We start from the raw sequence: 5,632 nt of genomic DNA on the forward strand, positions 1-5,632 counted from the left end.
GAGAACTATTATCTTCCTTTGTTGTTAGTGAGCACTCATCGGGTTCTAGCTCAACTGAGGTAGTTGACAGGTCACAGATATCTCAAGGTAAACCTGCTTCTGGAGATAATCGTTCAAACTCAGATTCCAAAGCTAATGATCGAGACCCGGAACTGGGGGTGCTGCGTTTGCGGCTCCAAGAAAAACCACCGACTCCCCGTAAACCTACAGTATATTTACAGGGTAGAGTCAGTTATTTCAGAAGCGATAATATTTTCGCTGGAGTCGATCCAGTTGATGATGGTCTGTTGAGACCAGGACTAACCCTATTAGCTGTACCATCCCTCGGACCTGACACTAAGCTCATAACGTCAGTAAGTGGTAATGTAGTGCGTTATGGAGATAGATCCCAACTTGATTATAATCAACTGAAAGTTAAGCTGGGAGTTCGTCAGCAGCTATTGAAAAGAACCTATGGGGAGTTAGGATGGAGCAATCAACAGTTATTCAAGCAAGAGGGAGGCGATCGCTTCGCTCATTATAATTCTCTGTATCTTAGACTCAGCCGACGGGATTGGTTAGCAAAGCACTTAGCCTTAGATACGTCCTATAAGTTAAACCTACGTTTTGCTGATCCAGACACACGATCTAAGATTAGTAATGTTTTCAGAGCATCTTTAGCCTATTACCCCTACCCCCGATTTAAAGCAGCTATTAATTACCAAATTGCCTTATCTGATTATACCGAAAGGGAACGGTATGATGACTATCATCAGTTAATTGGTCGTGTCAGTTATAAGATTTCTAGCAATAGTCAAATTTATTTGTATGGTGGACAAAGCTTTGGTTCGTCGTCCAACTCCAGAATTAATTTTGATGGGACAGTTTTCGGTACAGGGATGAGTTTTAATTTACCTCTGTTTTGAGCAAGTCAGATTGTACGCTTTTCAGCAGCCAGCCGTCAGCCGTCAGCCGTCAGCCGTCAGCTGAATTCTTACCTCCAAAGCGCCCCTATTCACAATTTAAATGTATGACAGCATTAGCTAAGTTGTATATGGTATAATAATTTATAATAAAAGCGTAGTCGTTATGAGTTTGCTTTAATGTCCAACTCCCCTGTAGAAAATCTTGTCATCATCGGTTCTGGTCCTGCCGGTTACACAGCAGCGATTTATGGCGCACGAGCTAACCTGAAACCCTTAATGTTTGAAGGCTTCCAAGCTGGGGGAATCCCTGGTGGACAGCTGATGACTACCACAGAAGTAGAAAACTTCCCTGGCTTCCCAGAGGGAATCACCGGACCTCAATTAATGGAACGGATGAAGGCTCAAGCAGAACGCTGGGGAACGGAATGCTATACCGAAGATGTGATCTTTGTAGATTTAAGTCAGCGTCCCTTCATTGTGCGCTCTGAGGAACGGGAAGTAAAAACCCATAGTATTGTGATTGCTACCGGAGCAACAGCGAAACGGTTGCATTTACCCAGCGAAGCTCAGTACTGGAGTAATGGTATCTCAGCTTGTGCCATCTGTGATGGTGCATCTCCCCTTTTCAGTGGTCAGGAAGTGGCGGTAGTCGGGGCGGGTGACTCAGCGGCAGAGGAAGCTGTATATTTGACCAAGTATGGCTCCCATGTTCATATGCTAGTACGTCGGGATGAGATGCGAGCTAGTAAAACCATGCAAGACCGGGTGTTGAATAATCCCAAAATTACTATTCACTGGAATACTCAGCCAGTGGATGTGTTTGGAGAAAATGGTTCGATGACTGGGGTAAGAGTCCAGGATACTCAAACTGGTGAACAAAAGGATATTTCAGTTCGGGGAATGTTTTACGCTATTGGTCACACTCCTAACACGTCCTTGTTTAGAGGACAACTGGAGTTAGATCAGGTGGGTTACATTGTCACTAAATCCGGCTCGGTGGAAACCAGTGTAGAGGGAGTCTATGCGGTTGGTGATGTCCAAGACCATGAGTTCCGTCAAGCCATCACTGCGGCTGGGACAGGTTGTATGGGGGCTATGTTAGCAGAACGCTGGCTATCTGCCAATAACCTAACTCATGAGTATCATCAACAACCGGCATCAGAACAGCCAACGGCTGAAAAACCTGAAGAAACGGAAGAAAAACCAATAGCTGAGACGGCGGAAACCTTTGATATCAAGGAAACACGCCATCTGGGGGGCTATGCCTTGCGTAAACTGTTCCATGAAAGCGATCGCATAATCATGGTCAAGTATATTTCCCCTAGTTGTGGTCCTTGTAAGGTTCTCAAGCCCATGCTGGATAAAGTAGTAGATGAGTATAATGGCAAAATTCACTTTGTCGAGATCGATATTGACCAAGACAGAGAAATAGCTGAAAATGCTCAAGTGGTTGGAACACCTACGGTACAGTTATTTAAAGACAAAGAGTTCCTAGAGGAATTTAAAGGAATTAAGCAAAAGAGTCAGTATCGTCAAGCCATTGAACGGTATTTACCAACTACTGTTTAAGGGATAGGCAAAAGGCAAAAGGCAAAAGGCAATAGGCAAAAGGCAATAGGCAAAAGGCAATAGGCAATAGGCAAAAGGTATACAAGATTGTTTACCTGATCAGTATGATAAATGCGTAAGCTTTCAGCTGTCAGCCGTCAGCTTATTTTATTCAAAAGCTGTTCGGTATAGCATGCGTTATGGGCATAAACTGTTCGCTGTAGCGTGACTACAGGCCCAAAGCTGATAGCTGTTCGGTGTAGCGTGCGCGTAGTGCATTAGCTGATAGCTGATAGCTGATAGCTGATAGCTGATAGCTGATAGCTGATAGCTTACATAAATGCTATGACTATCAAGGATGAAGGATGACCTCAACCAAACAATCATTCCCCAGCTTTTTGTCTTTTACTAGAGGGCCTAGTCTATCCATCAAACTAATGGTAGCGGGACTAGTGATTACTGGGTGCTTTATCGTAGTAGCCCTTTTCGCTCCCACTTTTCAAGCCTGGGGATGGCTACAAGACCCTACCCAGTCCCTCAGTAATCCCATTCATGAACCACCGAGCTGGAATCACTGGTTTGGTACCTCTCGCCAGGGTTATGATGTCTTCTCTCGCACTTGGTTTGGCTCTCAAGCTGCTCTAAAAGTAGTCATTCTCGCCACCACCCTCAGCCTGATAATTGGTGTCCCTTTGGGGTTAATAAGTGGTTATCTCGGTGGCAAACTCGATCGGGTATTACTGTTTTTAATGGATACGATCTATACCTTGCCAGGACTACTGCTATCAGTGACTTTGGCCTTTGTAGTCGGTAGAGGAGTCTTCAATGCTGCGATCGCATTAAGTATTTCCTATGTCCCCCAATACTATCGGGTAGTCCGGAATCACACCACTAGCGTCAAAACTGAATTGTTCATCGAAGCCGCTCAAGCCCTGGGAGCTTCCCCTGGTAGGATATTATCGCGCTACCTATTTCTCAATGTGATTCAAAGTGTACCAGTTCTATTTACCCTCAACGCCGCTGATGCCATTTTAATCTTGGGAGGACTGGGATTTTTAGGATTAGGATTGCCAGAACAAACCCCAGAGTGGGGTCATGACTTACGTCAAGCCCTCGATGCCTTACCAACTGGCATTTGGTGGACAGCGCTTTTCCCTGGTTTAGCCATGACACTGATGGTGGTAGGATTGTCCTTAGTAGGAGAAGGATTAAGTGAGTTGATTAATCCCCGATTTCGTCAGAAACATTGAAATTTTATAAAACCCTCTTGCATTTTGCCTTTTGCCTTTTGCCTTTTGCCTTAAAATGACTCAGGACAAATGACTCAAAACTAATGACCCAAGCCATAGGCATTGATTTAGGTGGCACTGCGATTAAGTTGGGACGCTTCCGTGAAGATGGAACCGAACTGGAGTCTCTAACAGTAGATACACCCCAACCTGCAACACCGACAGCGGTGATCGAAGCAATAGTAGCAGCAATCTCTCGTCTCGATACCAGGGAAGACGTGATTGGTATCGGGCTTGGATGTCCTGGCCCTGCCGATGTTGCTGGTAGAATTGCTAAGGTTGCGATTAACCTAACGGATTGGCACGATGTTCCCCTAGCCGATGAGTTAGAAGCCAAAGTCGGTTATCCCACAGTTGTTGCTAATGATGCTAACTGTGCTGGTTTAGGAGAAGCTTGGTTAGGGGCTGGTCGTCGGTTTAGGAATTTGATTCTACTCACCCTAGGCACAGGAGTAGGAGGGGCAATAATTTTCGATGGTCAACTCTTCACAGGTCATCTCGGGTCTGCTGGGGAGTTGGGGTTAATTAATCTATATCCCGATGGTCCCGAGTCTAATACTGGTAATCGGGGTTCTCTAGAGCAATACCTTTCCATTAGGGCAATCCGAGGCAACAGTGGCAAAGAACCAGCAGAACTTGGTAAATTAGCCCAGCAAGGAAACCAGGAAGCTTTAGAATTTTGGGCAGATTACGGACGCTTATTAGGGATTGGGCTAACTAGTTTTATTTATCCACTGACACCAGAAGCCATTATCATTGGTGGTGGCATCAGTGCTAGTGCCGAATTTTTCTTGCCAACAACTCTAGCAGAAATAGAGCAACGAGTTTTGCCTTCCTCCCGTACTGGTTTAGAGTTACTTAAAGCAGAATTAGGTAATCGAGCGGGGATGGTGGGAGCAGCACGATTGGCCTGGCAAAAACATCTGAAATGAAGAATGAAGAATTTAGAATGAAGAATTTAGAATGAAGAATTTAGAATTTAGAATTTAGAATTAATTTAGTGCGTAGGGTGTGTTAGGGGCGGGCTTGCCCTAATTTTCCACTTCGTAGCCAGTATTAGAATAGGCCGCCCCGTAACGCACCACCAAGTAGAATTTAGAATTTAGAATTTAGAATTTAGAATTTAGAATTTAGAATTTAGAATTTAGAATTAATTTAGTGCGTAGGGTGGGTTAGGGGCGGGCTTGCCCTCATGTTAAACCTTGAGTACCAGTGTTGGGACAGTCCGTCCGAAAATTGTAACGTCAATTCTTGTCCACTGTTCCCTGTTCCCAGATCCGCTGTTCCCGACAACTGCCGCGAAGTCTATTGATTGCAAAAAACCATGATTGCCAGTCCACAGCCTTACCGGATGACTCCCCAAGAATACCTGGAGTGGGAACCGACTCAAGAGATTCGTTACGAGTATAGTGATGGGGAAGTCTTCGCCATGACTGGAGGCTCGAAACCCCACAACCGGATTGCTTTAAATCTGGCCAGTGATCTAAATACTCACCTACAAGACAGTAGCTGTGAGGTCTATATCGCAGATGTGAAGGTAAAAATATCTTCAGTTCGTTCCTACCACTACCCAGATGTAGTAGTAACTTGTGATTCCAGAGATCAAGAGTCTAACCAGTTTATTGAGTATCCCTGTCTAATTGTAGAAGTGCTCTCACCCTCTACAGAGGCATACGACCGGGGGAATAAGTTTGCCAAATACCGTAAGCTAAAAACCTTGCAAGAGTATGTTCTAATCCAGTCAGAGACAATAGGAGTAGAGTGCTTTAGGCGTAATCAGCAAGGGTTTTGGGTACTTTATCCCTATGAAAAAGGGGATACCTTTACCCTCGAAAGTGTCAACTTTTATCATAATGTAGAATTTAGAATGTAGAATTTAGAATTGGGAAT

The 5,632-nt window shown here is 44.6% G+C and carries 4 protein-coding genes and 1 pseudogene; all 5 read left to right on the plus strand.

Going from position 1 to position 5,632, the window contains the following annotated elements; translation table 11 throughout:
- A pseudogene (locus tag F6K38_RS33980) lies at nucleotides 1-905 on the plus strand (hypothetical protein); the annotation flags it as partial.
- A gap of 177 nt (nucleotides 906-1,082) precedes the next feature.
- Nucleotides 1,083-2,474, plus strand: a complete 1,392-nt coding sequence (gene trxB, locus F6K38_RS33985; RefSeq protein ID WP_287314167.1) for a thioredoxin-disulfide reductase — start codon at nucleotides 1,083-1,085, stop codon at nucleotides 2,472-2,474.
- A 344-nt stretch (nucleotides 2,475-2,818) separates the two neighbouring features.
- Entirely contained in the window at nucleotides 2,819-3,703 is an 885-nt protein-coding gene (locus tag F6K38_RS33990) for an ABC transporter permease (protein WP_287314165.1), read from the plus strand.
- Nucleotides 3,704-3,786: 83 nt separating this feature from the next.
- Nucleotides 3,787-4,674 carry an ROK family protein gene (locus F6K38_RS33995; RefSeq protein WP_008186567.1) on the plus strand — a complete coding sequence of 296 codons (888 nt, stop codon included), beginning with the start codon at nucleotides 3,787-3,789 and terminating at the stop codon, nucleotides 4,672-4,674.
- Nucleotides 4,675-5,066: 392 nt separating this feature from the next.
- A complete protein-coding gene (locus F6K38_RS34000; protein WP_287256592.1) occupies nucleotides 5,067-5,615 on the plus strand; it encodes a Uma2 family endonuclease in 549 nt (182 codons plus the stop codon).
- Nucleotides 5,616-5,632 lie beyond the last annotated feature (17 nt).

This window comes from Moorena sp. SIO3B2 (assembly GCF_010692525.1).
Classification (GTDB): Bacteria; Cyanobacteriota; Cyanobacteriia; order Cyanobacteriales; family Coleofasciculaceae; genus Moorena; species Moorena producens.

What these genes read in the sequence shown, in the direction of transcription:
- trxB (WP_287314167.1), top strand. Translation starts at nt 1,083, where the DNA reads ATGTCCAACTCCCCTGTAGAAAATCTTGTCATCATCGGTTCTGGTCCT.
- F6K38_RS33990 (WP_287314165.1), top strand. Translation starts at nt 2,819, where the DNA reads ATGACCTCAACCAAACAATCATTCCCCAGCTTTTTGTCTTTTACTAGA.
- F6K38_RS33995 (WP_008186567.1), top strand. Translation starts at nt 3,787, where the DNA reads ATGACCCAAGCCATAGGCATTGATTTAGGTGGCACTGCGATTAAGTTG.
- F6K38_RS34000 (WP_287256592.1), top strand. Translation starts at nt 5,067, where the DNA reads ATGATTGCCAGTCCACAGCCTTACCGGATGACTCCCCAAGAATACCTG.